This is a genomic window from Komagataeibacter sp. FNDCF1, from assembly GCF_021295335.1.
Lineage (GTDB): Bacteria > Pseudomonadota > Alphaproteobacteria > Acetobacterales > Acetobacteraceae > Komagataeibacter.
This window is the reverse complement of record NZ_JAIWOT010000001.1, coordinates 2,262,222-2,276,851: the sequence shown is the minus strand read 5'-3', so window position 1 is coordinate 2,276,851 and position 14,630 is coordinate 2,262,222. Positions and strand designations below refer to the sequence as shown.

Below are 14,630 nucleotides of genomic sequence, written 5' to 3'. Positions count from 1 at the left end.
ATAATGTATTTTTAAAATATTATATTGTAATTCCATAATGTTCATTATTGTTATTAATACGTAATGGAAGGGGATGCGGCCATGCAGTCAGTTCGGAAAACATTCCGCTTCATCATGGCCGTCATGGTCATGGCCGGAACGCTGGGCCTGTCCGCCCCCGGCCGGGCGGCAGACCTGTCGGCTGCGGCCATGGACCGGTACGACCACCAGAAAAAGCAGATGGTCCTGGGGCCGGACATGACCCTGTCCTATATTGAAATGGGGCCGCGCGACGGCATACCCGTGGTTCTGATCCACGGCTATACGGACAGCGCGCGGGACTGGGAACCTCTGGTGCCCGAACTGTCACGCCGGTTTCATCTCATCATTCCCGACCTGCGGGGGCATGGCGCGTCATCGAAACCGGATTGTTGCTATGCCGTAATCGACTTTGCCCATGATATCCGTCGTCTGCTTGACGGTCTGCATATCCCGCGCGCCATGCTGGTCGGGCATTCGCTGGGCAGTATCGTCGTGCAGTCCTTTGCCGAGAACTGGCCCGAACATACGCAAAAGGTGGTGCTCATATCATCCACCGGCGGACGCGTGGACTGCCCGACCGGGGAACAGCGCAAGGCGCGGGCGGAGGGAATGGATTTCCGCACGCCCATTACCCGGCTGCATGATCCGATCGACCCGGATTCCGCCTTCATGAAGGAATGGTGGTCTTCCCCCACCCCTGTTCCCGCGGCGTTTCTGGACAGGCAGCGCCATGATGCAGCCGCCATGCCCGCCAAGGTCTGGCTGGCCGTGCTGGACCAGGGCCTGATGGCGCTTGATGTCCGTCCTGGCCTTGCACACCTGCATGAACCGGCATTGCTGATATGGGGGGAAAAGGACCCGATCATGCTGCCGGAAGTCCGTACAACACTGATTGCGGCACTACCGCAGGCCAGGACGGTCATATTTCCGGGGCTTGGACATAATCCATTCTGGGAAGACCCGCATGGCGTGGCGCGTGAGATCAATCATTTCATACAGGCGAAGTGAATGCGCCTGATGGATGGTTCATGTATATTCATATAAAACCATAATGATATGACCTTTATGCAGTATTGACGGAATACAGTCTGGCCTGCCTGAACCACGATGCGCATTCCGGGCGGGCTGCCGCCCTGCGTGTCCGGGGTCAGACCGTATGGAATGCCATTGCAGGCCAGCAGGCCGGCCGGGATCTGTCTTCATCGTGTCCTGTCCGGACCCGGCATCCGTCCTTTCTTCGTACCCCGATTGTTTTCTGTCCTGATCGGTTCCGGAGCGGAGGCCGCGCCCGCGCGGCGCATTGCGGTGGGGGAACAGCCGAATACACGGCGGAACAGGCGCGAGAAATGCGCGGCGTTGTCAAACCCCGCGGCCAGTGCAACATCGGCTGCCGGCAGGTCGCTGTCCACCAGCATCTGGCGGGCGCGTTCCAGCCGCAACGCCAGGTAGAAGCTTTTCCCCGATCGTTTCAGGTGCTGATGGCACAGGCGCTCAAACTGGCGTTGCGATACGCCCGCCACACTGGCGATGGTCGCCATTGGCAGGGGATGCTCGATTGTCCGTTCCATGAGTTCCACCGCACGGACCAGTCTGCGGTCATGCAGCGCATAACGTGTGCGCGGGGCCAGGCGCTGGGTCATTGCGCCGGGGCGCATGGGTGGGTGGATGACCTGTTCGGCCACACTGCGGAGCAGGTCGGCATTGCCCTGCAGCCCGATGAAGAAAAGAATCATGTCGATCACGGCGGACCCGCCCGCGCAGGTCAGCCGGTCGCGATCAAATTCATAAAGATTGGGCGTTACCTCTACATCGGGAAAGGACGCGGTAAAGGCCGCACTCGATTCCCAGTGCAGCGTGACCCGCCGACCGGAAAGCAGATGGGCCCGGGCCAGCACGAACGTGCCTGTATCCACCGCCCCCAGCAGGACACCATGGCGGGCCATGCGGCGCAGGGCATGCTCCATTTCCACCGTGACGCACAGCAGGGGGTCATAACTGGCCACCACGAACAGCACGCCGGGCATGGGTCCATCACCAAAGCGGGCATCCACACTGATTTCCGTGCCGTTGGATGACAGGACAGGCCCACCATCGACGGAAAAGAGCGTCCAGCCAAACCCGCCGCCACCCAGCCTGCTGGCAATGCGCAGCGGGTCGACCGCGCAGAACAGTTCCAGCATCGAGAACTGCGGCAGGAGCAGGAAACCCACCTGCCCGGCCGCCCGCATCCAGCGTTGCCGCCAGAAGGCCATGTCATCCGGCATCGCGTTTGGCTCCTTAACAGACCAGCCTGAAAACCATAGCGGAAAAGATCAAGAAAATGTCGATTTTTCGCGCAACGTTGGTCCGATGCCCAATATAATCGGTTTTGCAACGACTGGTGGAGACCGGCCATGACCGTCGCGTCCGTTCTTGATACGCCTGCAAAATGCTCCAGTACCCACCCCCCGGCATATGTGGAAGCCGGTGCGCTGCACGTAACCCGGGCGGATGCGCGCCCGCTGGTGCTGCACCCCACATGGCTGCGCGAACGCCTGCCCGACCCGCGGGTCATTGACCCGCTGACGGGCCAGCGCCTGATAGAGGCGGCGGAACTGCCGGCCGATCTTTCGATCCTGTCCATCTCGCCCGAAGGCAGGCTGTGTTTTTCCGACGGGTTCGAAACACTGCTGCCGCCGGACTGGCTGGCGCGCGTCATGCCGCCCAGACCCGCAACGCAGCCCGTATTATGGGATGGCGGCCTGTCCCTGCCCGAACCCGTGGCGTTCGCGGCCATGCGTGCCCCGGCACAGGCAGGGGAAGCAGGCAATCCCGCGCTCGCAGTCTTTCTTGACCGTCTTGCCACTTATGGCTTCGCGGTGGTGGGCGGCGTGCCGACGGATATGGATGGCGCGCTGGAATTCGCGCGGCTGATCGGCCCGATCCGTATCACCAACTGGGGCGGACTGGCTGACGTGCGGGCCATCGCGCAGGCCTATGACCTGACCATGACCCCACGCCATCTGGAACCGCACAGCGACAATCCTTACCGTGAACCCGTGCCGGGCCATATCCTGCTGCATTGCCTGGCCAATGATGCGACGGGGGGCGAGTCCACGCTGGTTGACGGTTTTCATGCCGCCGAAATATTGCGCGCGACCAGTCCGCAGGCATTCGACATCCTGACCCGGACGGAAGTCCTGTTCCGCTATCATGATGCCACGACCCTGCTGGAAAGCCGCGCGCCGCTGATCGCGCTTGATGGCGCGGGCAAGGTGGAACAGGTCCGTTATTCCAACAGGACCGAATATATCGACGCCCTGCCACCTGAAATACTTGACCGATACTATGCCGCAAGGCGGGCATTCTGGGATCTGATCCGTCCGGACTCCCCACTGACCCTGCGCTTCAAGCTGGCGCCGGGGGAACTGCTGATGATGGACAATTACCGCCTGTTCCATGGCCGCACCGGCTACAGGCTGGAAACGGGCAGCCGCCACATGCGCCAGTGTTACATGGACCGCGATACCGTTGCCAGCCGCCGCGACACCCTGGGCCGTGCCCCGAACCCATAAGGAAGAAAAGCGTCATGTTCCGCAGTTTCGATGAAGCCACGGCAGCGGACTGGAAGCCGATTGGCGAGAAATTCGATCGCTTCCAGCATGAGGTGGTCGGTCATATCGTATCCGCCCTGAAGCTGCTGCGCACCCTTGACCTGGGGTATCCGGTTGACCGGTATGTCCACTGTCTCCAGACCGCGACCCGTGCCTTCCGTGCCGGCGCGGATGAGGAAACGGTTGTCTGCGCGCTGATTCATGACATTGGCGATGCCCTGGCCCCCAACAATCATGGCCCCTTTGCCGCGACCATGGTTGCACCCTACCTCTCACCGGAAAATACATGGCTCGTGAAACATCACGAGGAATTCCAGGGTTATTATTACGCCCAGTATTTTGGCGGCAACCCGAATGCGCGTGAGGCCTATCGTGGTCATCCCGCCTTTGAACGCACGGCAGTCTTTACCGATCAGTGGGACCAGAAGGCGTTTGATCCGGATTACGACACCATGCCGCTGGAAGCCTTCATGCCTGCCCTGAACCGTATTTTCACCCGCCCCGCATGGGGTGCGCATACAAAGACAGGAATGCGCCCGTGAGCCTGACCCTGACCCCACCGGAGACGACCGGCCGCGACCCGGTCCGCATTGTCGTGGACTGGCGTCCCTTCATGACCGATCACACCATCATGGCGGCGGATGTGAGCGATGGCGACATCGACCTGCGATGGAGCGACGGGCGGCAGACGCGGTTCAACCCGTTTTTCCTGCGTGACAACTGCCCATGCACGCTGTGCACCCTGCCGCTGACGCGCGAGCAGGTGTTCGAGATCGTCGATGCACCGGCGGACCTGTCCGTGCAGTCAGTGTCCATCTCGGCCAGTGCCGCGCCCAGCGCGGTGTCCGATACCGTGGATGGCCCGACGCTGGATGTCGTCTGGTCCGACGGGCATCGCAGCGCCTACCCCGCGGGCTGGCTGCGCGCCCACGCCACCGATGATGTCTCCCGCGCCGAACGCCGCGCCATGGCCGGGCAGCCCTTCATCTGGGGGGCGGAGCATGCGGACGGGCTCCAGACATTCGATCACGATGCCATCATGCATGATGACGCGGCACTGCGGGCATGGCTTGCGGCATTGCGGACATCGGGGCTGACACTGGTTTCTGGCGTGCCCACGCAGCCGGACAGCCTGCTTGGTCCCGCGCACCGCATTTCCCATATCCGGGAGACGAATTTCGGTCGTGTCTTCGATGTAAAATCCAAGCCGACACCCGACAGTGCCGCCTATACATCGGTCAACCTGCCACCCCATACCGATCTGCCGACACGTGAACTGCAGCCGGGGTTCCAGTTCCTGCACTGTCTTGTCAACGATGCGACGGGCGGCGAAAGCATCTTTGTCGATGGCTTTGCCATTGCCCAGGCGCTGCGGCATGAACATCCCGAACATTTCGCCACCCTGACACAGACCCGGATGACGTTCTGGAACCGGGACGCCCATACGGATTACCGCTGGTCCGCGCCACCTGTCGCGCTGGATGCGATGGGCGAAGTCAGTGAAATCCGTTTCGCCAATTTCCTGCGCGGACCGATCGATGCGCCAACCGCGCGCATGCCCGCGATCTATGCGGCCCTGCGCCAGTTCCAGGCCATGACACGGGAGCCCCGCTTCAGGATCGAGCGCAGGCTTTCACCGGGGGACATGTGGGTTTTCGACAATCGTCGCGTCATGCATGCGCGCCGCGAATTCGACCCGCAGAGCGGCCCACGGCACCTGCAGGGGGTCTATGTGGACCGCGATGAAGTCAACTCGAAATACCGTATCCTGTCCCGACAGGGGGCCTAGGGCCATGCGGCAGCCCCGGCCCCCGGTCGCTCCGCCGTTTTTCCGCCGTACGGTGCTGTGCCTTGCCGAACTTGTGGCCGTGCTGGTGCTGATTGGCGGAATCTGCGTCACGACCGCATTGCCACTGGGTGTGCATCATGATCCCGTACGGGGCGGGCAGACCGTTGTGGCGTCGGCCCGCTGATGGGAAGGGTGGATGTTCCCCCCGTTGATACCCCCGTGCGGCAGGCCGTGCCGCCGCGCGCCTCCCTGCGCCGGCGGCTGGCCGCCCATCCTGTTACCATTCTGTGTGTGCTCTGCCTGTTTTCGTTAATGGATTCGGTGGATCAGGGTGGTCTTACCCTTGTGGTGGACCGTATCCGGCGGGATCTTGCCCTTTCACATGTGGAAGCAAGCTTCCTGCTTGGTTTTGCCAGCATGGCGGTATCCACCCTTGTGCTCGTGCCCGCGGGTATCCTTGTTGACATGTTCAGCCGCAGGCGGCTCCTGTTCGGCACGGGGTGCATATGGGCGGCCATGTCGCTTACCAGCGGGCTGGCGCGCAGCTTCTGGCCGCTTTTTGCCGCGCGCGCTGGCGGGGCCGTGGCTGATGGCGTGCTCAAGCCCGCTTCCCAGTCCATCCTGCGTGACGTGTTCCCGCCTGAACGGCGTGGCATCCCCTTCAGCCTGTACTGGGGTTTCTTTTCGCTGGGCAGCGGTATCAGCTTCTATCTCAGCGGCAGCCTGATCCATGCGGCGGACCACGGTTTTTTTGCCGGCTGGCCCATTATCGGCCATTTCCGGCCATGGCAGATCGTTCTGGCGCTGCCGGGACTGTGCACCCTGCCACTGACGGCCCTGATCCTGCTGATTGACGAACCACCCCGCGCGCAACCACCTGAAAACCCGCCCGGCACGCCCGACGCCACACCGGCCAGTATCGCGGAGACCTTTACGTTCCTGCGGCAGTACTGGTGGCTGTACTGGCCATCGCTGGCCTATAGCGTCGTATGGTCGGTCCCGAATGCCGGATTTTTGTGGACGCCATCGGTCCTGACGGAAAGCTGGACCATCCCGGAAGCGGAAATCGGGCACATGATCGGCACGCTGGGCATTGCGATGAGCCTGGTCGGCACGTTGGGCGGTGGTGCGCTGGTGGATATGATTACCCGGCGCGCCGGCCCGGACGCGGCCATCCGCATTACCCTTGTTGCCAGTGCGCTGATGGCTTTCGTGCAGACGCTGATCCTGCATGTCAGTACGCATGCCGCCATTTTTACGCTGATCGGCATGATGTTCACGCTGCAGGGCACCATCAATGCCTCTTACTACGTCGCCATCGCGGCTATTACGCCCGGTCGCTTCATGGGACGCATGTTCGCGCTGCAGTTTCTGTGCCTGAGCCTGCCGGGCGCGCTGGCGCCTACCCTGATTGCCGAAACCGCGCGCCTGATCCGGCCGGGTGATGGCGTGCGCGACGCCATGGCGCATGCGGTTAACCTGAATGTCGGTATCGGCTCGGCGCTCTATCTGTCCCTGCTGGTGCTTTTTTCATTCCGGATATACCGCTTCCGCCAGCAGTAATGCCGGCGGGGGCTGCCCCTCAGGCAACCTCAGCGGGTGCGGCCCTGCGCGCGCTGATCCACCTGTCAAGTGATGACGTGTCCATGGGGCGACCGAAATAGTAACCCTGGATCACGTCACAGCCGATCTCGCGCAACTGGCTGCACTGTTCGGCTTCCTCCACCCCTTCGGCAATCACGGTCATGCCCAGCGTGTGGCCGATGCGGATGATGGCGGTCACTACCTGCCGCACATTGCCGGTACTGCCGAAACCATTCATGAAGCTGCGGTCGATCTTGACCTCGCTTATGGGCAGGCTGGCAAGATTGGACAGGCTGGAATAGCCGGTGCCGAAATCATCCATGGACAGCCCGATGCCAAGATTGCGGATGGCGGTGGCGGTTGTCACGGTCTGGTCGAAGTTCTCGATCATCGCCGTTTCGGTCAGTTCCACGATCAGCCGCTCCGGCGGTACGCCGGTCTGGTGCAGGATGGTGGCAAGCTGGCTGACCAGTTCGGGATCCTGGAACTGGATGGCGGAGAGGTTGACCGATATCGTCGGTACCGTAATGCCGCGTGCGATCCAGTCTGCCATCTGTTCGCATGCAACGCGCAGCGACCATATGCCCAGTTCACGGATCTGGCCGGTTTCTTCCGCCACTGGAATGAAGCGCCCGGGCGAGACCATGCCCAGTACCGGGTCGGTCCAGCGCGAGAGGGCTTCCACCCCGTGCAGTTCCCCCGTGCGCAGGTCGACCTGCGGCTGGTAGACAAGGGTCAGCCTGTTATCGGCAATGGCTTCACGCAATGCGGAAGCAAGGATGACATGGTCATCCGCCTGCCGGTTCATGGAGGGGTGGAAGAAGCGGTAGCAGCACCGCCCCGCCTTCTTGGCCTGTGCCAGGGCGGTGTAGGCCTGGCGCAGCAGTTCCTCCATGTCCTGGCCATCTTCATGGGTGCTGATGCCGATGCTGCCGGACATGCTGACCGGGATGCCGTCAACACTGAAGGGTTCTTCCAGGTTGTGGATGATCCGTTCGGCCAGCAGGGTGATGTCGCCGCTGCTTTCTTCGGTCAGTACGACAAATTCGTCGCCTTCGGTACGGATCAGGACATCGCGCCCCACAATGCCGTGGCGCAGGCGGCTGGCGAATTCCAGCAGAAGCTGGTCAGCACGGCCCTGCCCCAAGGCCTGCACGATCTTGCGGAACCGGTCGAGGTCGATGATCATGACACTCAGCGGTACGGCGGGGGGGCGTGCGGCCAGTTCAAGCATGCGCCGGTTGAGCCATGCGCGGTTGGGCAGGCTGGTCAGCCGGTCGGAATAGGACAGGCGGATAATGGATTCACGGCTGCGCTGCTGCTCCACGGCCAGCATGGCCAGATGCACGCAGGCATTGACAATGCGCCGGTGCCACCTGTCCGGCTGGCCGGGCTTGCGGAAATAGAGTGAGAAGCTGCCCGCCACCTCGCCATTGCGCAGGATGATGGGCACCGCCCATTCCGCTGCCAGCCCGTGCTGGCATGCGACCGCACGCAATGCGGGCCAGCGTGTTTCCTGCCCGAAATCGGGTATGACCACTTCTTCCGCCGTGGCGATGGCGGTGCCGCATGCGCCGCCCGCCGTGCTGGCTTCCAGGCCCTCGAACGCCTGCAGTACAGGCATGGGAATGCCGCCATGGCCGCCGGCATGCAGGATGGCGCCCGTGCTCAACATGACCACCGCCATGCAGTCGGGTGCGATCAGTTCGATACGGCGACACATGAAATCCAGCATTTCGCGCAGGGAAAACTGATCCGTCAGCGCTTCCACCACATCGCGCTGCAGGTTACGGAGTTGGCGGTCATGGGTAATGTCATGCAGGACGACAATGATATCCGCCAGTTTGCCATCCGCCGCGTAATGCGGGGTTACCGCACAGCGTAGCCACAAATCCATGCCCTGCGGGCCACGGGTCTGTACATCCAGTTCGAAACCCGTGCGGCGGGAGAGATGCTGGCGGAACTGGCGCAGGGTTTCGATATCGCGCTCCGCACCGGACAGGAGCGTGCCGAAGGGTGCGTTGTGCAGGGCATCCGGCCCGATGCCCAGCAGGCTGGTGATGGCCCTGTTGGCATGGGTGATGCGGTATTGCGGGTCGAGCACCAGAATGCCCCGGTCGGTCGCATGCATGATCAGGGCGCTTATGGCCGCATCCTCGCGTGCCTGTTCTTCCGCCGTTCGGTCATGAAGTGCGATCAGCTCATATAGCGTGCCTTCCCATTCCAGCCCCTCGCGCCACAGGCGTACGGGCACGCCCAGCCCGTCCCTGCGGCGCAGGGTGGCGCAGCGTCCCTGCGGCGTGTCGCAGTCCGGTCCCACCGGGGTTACCGGAGCGGTCCATGCGGCCGGGGTATCCGTTGGCTGCATCTGTTCGGGAAACAGGCGGCCAAGCCATGTCCCGTCCCGATCGGCGGGATCGTAGCCGGTCATGCGCGTGGCGCTGCTGTTGCTGTAGACAATCCTGCCCGAGACATCGGCCAGCATGACGGCCAGCGGCAGTTTCTCCAGCAGGGAGGAAGAAATCCGTGTGATGTCCGACATGGTCGTATCTTTCACAATATACTGGCAGGCCCGGACAAAACAGGCCGAAGCACATGAACGGGAATGGCAGGGGATGCAAGATGACAGGAACTGTCAATAAATCATTAACAATAATGCGGCAGCTTTGTGGCTGCCGACCCATTTCGTTTTACATGTCATAACGCCTTTTTGACTGGTGGCGGCTGCAACCCATGCCAATACGGATTTATCTGATGATAATGCGGCGGGATCAGTATTCAGGCTTTTCACCCTTGGCCGGGACGGAAGTGGGGGTGCCCGGTGTGGCGGCATAGGTCAGCAGCACCACGGTACGGGTATCCCCCGATTCACCACGGTGGATGTCATTGACCGATTCCGCGAACGCTTCACCCTGATGGAAGGTTTCCGTCCTGCCACTGGCCTGATCATGAATTGTCAACTGCCCTTCCAGCACATAGCCCGCGTTTGGTACCGGATGGGTATGCCATGGCAGGGCGGTATGGGCGGGAATGGTCAGCCGGATCATGGTCAATTCCGGCGTGGTGGCGGGATATCTGTCATAGGCCATTCCGTTCCATGAATGGGTGGCCTGGAGCAGGATATCCCGATGGCCGGAGGCAACCTGCTGGGCATGGGCCGTCGTGCTGGCCAGCGCAAGCACGAACCCGCAGGCCAGTGGTAGGGAGAACCGTGGCATCTTGCATCTTTCCGATCAGCTGTCATTTATCGGGTAGAGCGTCTGATATTCCGGTACGTTTCCATAATATTAATAAAATGGATACTGTCTCACACGATCTTGAAACCTGCGGCGCCATGCTCAACATTTTCAGTATCTGTTTCCGGGCTGACCAATAGCGGGCCGGTTTCCGGTAACCCGGATATCAGCCAGACGGGACCGTAAGGTGTGGAGAGCGGGGCTGGACGCAGGGGGACATGATTTCTTCCCCGATGCGATGCGGCATGCCGCCCGCATCCTGACGGACACAGGCACACGACGGACTGTTATATGGAAAGATATTCTGTCAACCGGCCGTGCTGGCAGGGATGCATGGGCACTGGCCTGCCCGCGGGGCCGGAAGCCGCCGGTGGTACCGGCTTACCCGCTCCCTAAGGATTTCTTACCCGTTGCATACCCGCTGTTTGCTGGTGCTGCCTGATGCAAATATTGAACAATAGGAACAGCGGAAACACAAAAAACGCCGGGGAACCAGCGTTCTGATACAGGATGCGATTGTCTGGGAAAGGGAGTTGGTGGAGGGAGTTGGATTCGAACCAACGTAGGCGTACACCAGCGGATTTACAGTCCGCCCCCTTTAGCCACTCGGGCATCCCTCCGGGTTGGCGCGGTAATTAAGGGGTATGGGGAGGGGTGTCAATAACCTTGCGCGAAAAACTTCATCCAACCGGCGTTTGGGGGAATGACGCAGGCCGTGCTTGGGCTTAAAGAACGATCATGAACATGCGTCCTTCCCGCCGCCGTGGCGGCCCGCCCGCAGGCCCGCCCGCAGGCCCGCCCGCAGGCCCGTCCGCTTCCTCTCCGCGTTCCGCATCCGACCGGGGTGGTCGGGGGGGGCGCGGGGCTGCCTCCGCCCCGCGTGGCACGTGCTGGCTGTACGGCCAGCATGCGGTGCAGGCCGCGCTTGAAAACCCGGCACGCAAACTGCGCCAGCTTCTTGTCACGGCTGAGGCACAGGAAACGCTTGCCGCCCGGCTGGAAGGCGGTTTTCCCATCCAGCCCGTCCGTACCGAACGCGGCGCGCTCGATACGCTGTGCGGCCCCGATGCGGTGCATCAGGGCATGGCGCTGCTGGTGGACGTGCTGACCCCGCCAGACCTGGATACGGTGCTGGAGCAGCCCGGGCCGGTACTTGTGCTGGATCAGGTCACGGACCCGCGCAATATCGGTGCCATCCTGCGTTCGGCGGCAGCCTTCGGGGCCGTGGCGGTCGTGATGCAGGACCGCAATGCCCCCGAGGAAACCGGCACGCTGGCCCGTGCGGCTTCCGGCGCGCTGGAAATCGTGCCGCTGATCCGCGTCGTCAACCTGTCCCGCGTGCTGGACGCGCTCAAATCCCGTGGCCTGTGGGTCGTAGGGCTGGATGCAGGGGGCGGGGTGCTGGATGGTGCGTCCTTCCACCAGCGCCGCGTGGCCCTGGTGCTTGGGGCGGAAGGGGCCGGGCTGCGGCGGCTCACACGTGAGCATTGTGATGAGATTGCGGGCCTGGCCATGGACAGCCGGATGGAAAGCCTGAACGTATCCAATGCGGCGGCGGTCGCCCTGTATGAGATGTTCCGCCACCGTTAAGGGCGGGCTTTTTCAAAAAGCTTCGGAGCATGCCGCCTTTTTGGAAAAAGGCGGTACCCGGAACTTTTTATGTGCCGGAACCGGGCTTCGGGAACAGCCTGCCAGCCCTGCCGGTGGCGATAACCGCCAGTTGGCTCATGAAAAACTATTTATGTTATAACATATGGATTTATAACGCCATCCTTGCCATTCGGAACCGATGGCAAGATCATGTGATACTGTATGCCACACCCCCCGTGCCCATCCGGCCGGACCCGGGGCGTGATGGGCGGGTTACGGGCGCGGTTCCGCTGGCTTTACGCCCCGCGCGTGGCCGACTTCGGCTTTGCGCTGCGTACGACCGTCGCGGCCCTGCTGGCCCTGGTCATTGCCCTGTGGATGGAAATGGACGACCCCCAGTGGGCAGCCATGACCACATGGATCGTGGCCCAGAACTCACGCGGGCAGAGCCTGTCCAAGGCACGGTGGCGGCTGCTGGGCACCTTTGGCGGTGCGGTGGCGGGCGTTGCCCTGATTGCGGCGCTGCCACAGGCATCGTGGCTGCTGTTTCCCGTGCTGGCGGCCTGGGTGGGGGTATGCTGCGGGCTTGCGACCTTCCTGCGCAACTTCCATTCCTATGCGCTGGTGCTCATGGCCTTTACCAGCGGCCTGATTGCCCTGAACGCGGCCAATACACCGCAGGATGTGTTTGCGATTGCCCTGTCGCGTTCGACCTACATCTTTCTGGGCATCGTGTGCGAAAGCGTGCTGGCGTCGATTTTCGCCCCACGGCTGGCCGATGTGGCCCGGCGCGAGATCGGGCTCAGGGTGGCCCGCGCCATCGGCCAGGCCGGGCAGGCGCTTGACGGCATGCTGGCAGGGCAGGACGTGGGTTTCCTGCGTTCACGCACGTTGCTGGGTTCGGTATTTTCCATATCCGACCAGATCGAGTTCAGCGAAGTGGAAATGCGGCATCGCACCCATGCGGGCGACCATGCGCGCGCGGCGCTTGCCACGGTCGCGGTGGTAATGTCACGCGGGATGGGACTGGTCGCGCGCATGCATGAAGCCGGTCCGCTGCCCCCGGCCTTCATGGCCCCGCTGGCCATGGCGCGGGTGCTGGCCGGCCGCATGCAGGCGGACATGAACGCACCCGACCCCGTGGCGCGTATTCCCGCCCTGCGCGCGCGCATACGCGCCACGGGGGCCGAATGCCGCCAGCGCCTGGTCAATGACATCATTGCCGCATCCGCGCCCGTGCCGCCGGACGGGGACATGGCACGGCAGCATCTTGACGGATATATTCTCAATGCTTCCCTCGGGGTGCTGCTTGCACGGCTGGACGGGGCGCTGGCGCATCTGGCCGCAACCCAGGCCCCTCCGGCGCATGACCATTTCCGTTTTTCCACCCCGCCATGGCGGGACCGCACGGATGCGTGGCACAATGGCGTGCGCTCCGCTGGCGCGGTGCTGGCGGGCGGGCTGGTGTGGGAATGTACCGGCTGGCCTGACGGGGCCACGTTCGCGATGTTCGTGGTGGTGACGTGCAGCCGCTTTGCCGCCAATGAAAATCCGGTGCACGACAGTCTGGGCTTCCTGCGCGGGGCGGTGTGGGCGGTCGTGGTGGCGGCGTTCCTGACCTTTGTGGTGCTGCCCGAACAGGCGGTGTGGGAAACGCTGGTGCTCTCGCTGTTCGTGCCCATGCTTGTGGGGGGGCTTGCGCTGCGCGACGGGCGCACCGTGGGCACGGCCGCGCCCTACAACAATTTCCTGCCGTTCATGGTCTATCCGGGCAATCAGTCCCGGCTGGATGAACTGACCTTTTTCAATACCAACAGTGCGGTCGTGCTGGGCATATGGTGCAGCGTGCTGGTATTCCGCCTTGTGCTGCCCTTTGACCCGGATGCGGAACGCTGGCGCATGCGCCGCCAGATGGTGAGCGATCTGGGCCGCATCGCGCGCGTACGCGCCATACCGGACACGGGGGCGTGGGTCACGGCGCTTACGGCCCGCTTTGCACGGCTGGTCCGTCATGCATCCACCATGTCCGATGCCCAGACCAATGCCTATCTGGATGGCGTGCTCTCGACCATGACCGTCGGGCTGAACCTGATCCGCCTGCGCCGCATGATCGCGCGGCGCAGCCTGCCGCCCGCCATCCATCAGGCCATGGAAAACACGCTGGCCGCCTTTGCCACATGGCGGGGTGCGCCATCCGCAAGTCCCGCCCGCGTGGCCGCCGGGGCGCTGGTACTGGTGCGTGAACAGGTGATGCGCGAAGGTAACCTGTCGATGCGCCTCGACCTGGGATGGTGCGTGGCCTATCTGGAAATACTGGTGCGTGAACTGACGGCCCATGCCCGTTTTTTCGATATCACGCACCGTTTCCATGTGCCGCCCGGTCCGCTGCCGGCCCGGGAGGACACACCCACCATAAGGAACAGCCCATGACGATCAGACGCCTGCAACCCGAGGAACGGCTGACTGGTGCCGTTGTGCATAACGGTATTGTCTACCTTGCAGGTCAGGTGGCCGATGACCCTGACCTGGATGCCGAAGGCCAGACCGCGGACATCCTGCGCCAGATCGATGCCGTTCTGGCCGAAGCGGGTACCAGCAGCGCACGCCTGCTGTCGGTCCAGGTTTTCCTGAGTGACATCAATGATATCGCCGCGATGAACCGCGCATGGGACGCCTGGCTGGATCCGGCGGCCAAGCCAGCCCGCGCCACGGTCGAGGCCCGTCTGGCCGATCCGCGCTGGAAGGTCGAGATAACCGGTATCGCAGCCCTTCCCTGAGGGCTGGATGCCTGTATGGGGGCTGTGAAAGGCGGGTATC

The 14,630-nt window shown here is 62.8% G+C and carries 12 protein-coding genes and 1 tRNA gene; 9 read left to right on the top strand and 4 right to left on the bottom strand.

Going from position 1 to position 14,630, the window contains the following annotated elements; genetic code table 11:
- Positions 1-81: 81 nt before the first annotated feature.
- A complete protein-coding gene (locus LDL32_RS10835; protein ID WP_233066775.1) occupies positions 82-1,029 on the top strand; it encodes an alpha/beta fold hydrolase in 948 nt (315 codons plus the stop codon).
- A gap of 191 nt (positions 1,030-1,220) precedes the next feature.
- Here the strand turns inward: LDL32_RS10835 and LDL32_RS10830 are convergent, their stop codons facing one another.
- Positions 1,221-2,285 (bottom strand): GlxA family transcriptional regulator, encoded by a 1,065-nt coding sequence (locus LDL32_RS10830; protein ID WP_233066773.1) that lies wholly within the window; start codon positions 2,283-2,285, stop codon positions 1,221-1,223.
- 129 nt (positions 2,286-2,414) lie between these two features.
- Between LDL32_RS10830 and LDL32_RS10825 the strand changes: the two genes are divergently transcribed.
- The 5 genes from LDL32_RS10825 to LDL32_RS10805 are packed head-to-tail and all read left to right on the top strand — an operon-like array spanning position 2,415 to position 6,966.
- The gene (locus LDL32_RS10825; RefSeq protein WP_233066771.1) at positions 2,415-3,575 is read left to right on the top strand and encodes a TauD/TfdA family dioxygenase; all 1,161 of its coding nucleotides are present in this window, start codon (positions 2,415-2,417) and stop codon (positions 3,573-3,575) included.
- 14 nt (positions 3,576-3,589) lie between these two features.
- Positions 3,590-4,156, top strand: coding sequence for an HD domain-containing protein (locus LDL32_RS10820; protein ID WP_233066769.1), 567 nt, complete (start codon positions 3,590-3,592; stop codon positions 4,154-4,156).
- Positions 4,153-5,403, top strand: coding sequence for a TauD/TfdA family dioxygenase (locus LDL32_RS10815; RefSeq protein ID WP_233066766.1), 1,251 nt, complete (start codon positions 4,153-4,155; stop codon positions 5,401-5,403). Before LDL32_RS10820 ends, LDL32_RS10815 begins: the two co-directional genes overlap by 4 nt.
- Positions 5,404-5,407: 4 nt before the next feature.
- Positions 5,408-5,587, top strand: a complete 180-nt coding sequence (locus tag LDL32_RS10810; RefSeq protein ID WP_233066764.1) for a hypothetical protein — start codon at positions 5,408-5,410, stop codon at positions 5,585-5,587.
- Positions 5,588-5,595: 8 nt separating this feature from the next.
- Positions 5,596-6,966: an MFS transporter gene (locus LDL32_RS10805; protein WP_233066761.1), complete on the top strand. Its 1,371-nt coding sequence runs from the start codon at positions 5,596-5,598 to the stop codon at positions 6,964-6,966.
- 19 nt (positions 6,967-6,985) lie between these two features.
- Here the strand turns inward: LDL32_RS10805 and LDL32_RS10800 are convergent, their stop codons facing one another.
- The 3 genes from LDL32_RS10800 to LDL32_RS10790 form a co-directional block, all read right to left on the bottom strand.
- A complete protein-coding gene (locus LDL32_RS10800) occupies positions 6,986-9,529 on the bottom strand; it encodes an EAL domain-containing protein (protein ID WP_233066759.1) in 2,544 nt (847 codons plus the stop codon).
- Positions 9,530-9,758: 229 nt separating this feature from the next.
- Positions 9,759-10,205 (bottom strand): cupin domain-containing protein, encoded by a 447-nt coding sequence (locus LDL32_RS10795; RefSeq protein WP_233066757.1) that lies wholly within the window; start codon positions 10,203-10,205, stop codon positions 9,759-9,761.
- A 552-nt stretch (positions 10,206-10,757) separates the two neighbouring features.
- A tRNA-Tyr gene (locus LDL32_RS10790) sits at positions 10,758-10,843 on the bottom strand.
- Between the two features lie 118 nt (positions 10,844-10,961).
- Between LDL32_RS10790 and rlmB the strand changes: the two genes are divergently transcribed.
- From rlmB to LDL32_RS10775, 3 genes are all read left to right on the top strand, one after another.
- Positions 10,962-11,813, top strand: a complete 852-nt coding sequence (gene rlmB / locus LDL32_RS10785; RefSeq protein WP_233066754.1) for a 23S rRNA (guanosine(2251)-2'-O)-methyltransferase RlmB — start codon at positions 10,962-10,964, stop codon at positions 11,811-11,813.
- A gap of 264 nt (positions 11,814-12,077) precedes the next feature.
- A complete protein-coding gene (locus LDL32_RS10780; protein WP_233066751.1) occupies positions 12,078-14,243 on the top strand; it encodes an FUSC family protein in 2,166 nt (721 codons plus the stop codon).
- Complete coding sequence (locus tag LDL32_RS10775; RefSeq protein ID WP_233066748.1) at positions 14,240-14,590, top strand: RidA family protein; 351 nt, start codon at positions 14,240-14,242, stop codon at positions 14,588-14,590. The genes LDL32_RS10780 and LDL32_RS10775 overlap by 4 nt, the downstream gene beginning before the upstream one ends.
- Positions 14,591-14,630: the final 40 nt, after the last annotated feature.